Genomic DNA, 1,531 nt, shown 5'->3' on the forward strand with positions numbered 1-1,531 from the left:
GATCGCAACACCCACAATGGCAAAACCGCTCAAATTCATCCAACTTCCGACGAAAACAAAGAACAGATGATGGATGCGGTCAGAAATATCCTGATCTCGGTGGGGGAAGATCCCGAAAGAGAAGGTTTATTAAAAACCCCCAAACGGGTGGCCGAAGCGATGCAGTTTCTCACCCAAGGCTATCAACAATCCCTGGAAACCCTCGTTAATGGTGCGATCTTCGATGAAGGTCATAATGAGATGGTATTAGTGCGCGATATTGACTTCTTTAGTCTCTGTGAACATCATATGTTACCCTTCATGGGTCGGGCCCACGTTGCCTATATTCCTAACCAAAAGGTGGTCGGATTAAGTAAATTGGCCCGCATTGTGGAAATGTATTCCCGTCGTTTACAGGTGCAAGAGCGCCTCACCCGTCAGATTGCCGAAGCGATTCAAGAAATTCTCGACCCCCAAGGGGTTGCGGTAGTCATGGAAGCAACTCATATGTGCATGGTAATGCGCGGGGTGCAGAAACCGGGATCCTGGACTGTCACCAGCGCCATGTTAGGAGTCTTCCAAGACGAGCAGAAAACCCGCGAGGAGTATCTTAACCTGATCCGTCATAAACCCAATTTCTTCTAGTCAGGGAAATGGGGGAATTCAACTAAAACCCCAACACCCTAAAACCTTCTAACTGATCACTGATCACTGAATGTTTGCAGTCGCTCTAACAAGAGGGCGACTTTTTTGATGTCTTTATCACCAGGCGATCGCTCAACGCCGCTAGAGACATCAATACCCTGGGGGTGCAGCCGAGTTAAAGCTTCACTAATATTATCGGGGTTGAGTCCTCCGGCCAGAAACCAGGGCAAGGGGGGCGAAAAACTGGCTAAGGCTTGCCAGTCTAAGGTATGTCCCGTACCGCCGAGCAATTGGGGATGGTAGGCATCTAAAAGTAAAGTATCGACGCTATTGAAGTAAATTGCCGACTTTTCCCAACTTTCTCTGTCTTTGATCCGCAAAGCTTTGATAATTTCCCGGTCGGGTAATAATTGCCGCAACCTTTGGCAATATTCGGGAGATTCCTTACCATGTAACTGCACACTTGTCAAGGGGGTTTTAATAATTATTTGCTGAATAATTTCCGGTTGCTCGTCGGCAAAAACCCCGATAAAATCAATTTTGTCGGGTATTGCGGCGGTAATAGCGTTAATTTGCTCGATTTTGACGTAACGAGGCGAACTCGGTACGAGGATAAAACCTAAGGCCGTTGCTCCTAAATTGGCGATCGCTCGTCCTTGGTCCGGTTGGGTAATGCCGCAAATTTTAATTCGCATTTAATCTTATTCGCAAAACGTTACAAAAACTGTTAAGTATTCAAACAAAAAGCAGTTTCGGGTCAAGAGCTTTTTATAATGCCCTGTGGTTAACAAAATCTTATCAAGACTGGAGCGCAAATGATCCCTTCCGCCTTACTTTTAGCCACTGCTCAAACCATTCCCTGGAATTTATCCGTCGGCATTACCATGACGTTAGCTAACCTAGTAGC

At 46.4% G+C, this 1,531-nt stretch carries 2 protein-coding genes and 1 pseudogene; 2 read left to right on the forward strand and 1 reads right to left on the reverse strand.

The features are described 5' to 3' along the window. On the forward strand, positions 1–624 hold a 624-nt coding region (gene folE, locus PX484_RS07995), incomplete at its 5' end, for a GTP cyclohydrolase I FolE (protein ID WP_288103394.1). A gap of 56 nt (positions 625–680) precedes the next feature. Here folE and PX484_RS08000 read toward each other — a convergent pair. Beyond that, positions 681–1,319 carry a phosphoribosylanthranilate isomerase gene (locus tag PX484_RS08000; RefSeq protein WP_287765194.1) on the reverse strand — a complete coding sequence of 213 codons (639 nt, stop codon included), beginning with the start codon at positions 1,317–1,319 and terminating at the stop codon, positions 681–683. 120 nt (positions 1,320–1,439) lie between these two features. On the opposite strand from PX484_RS08000, the pseudogene PX484_RS25710 reads away from it, so the two are divergent. Beyond that, positions 1,440–1,531: pseudogene (locus tag PX484_RS25710) on the forward strand (photosystem I reaction center subunit PsaK); the annotation flags it as partial.

The organism is Microcystis sp. M49636_WE2 (genome assembly GCF_030065375.1).
In the GTDB taxonomy this organism is placed as follows: Bacteria; Cyanobacteriota; Cyanobacteriia; order Cyanobacteriales; family Microcystaceae; genus Microcystis; species Microcystis aeruginosa_C.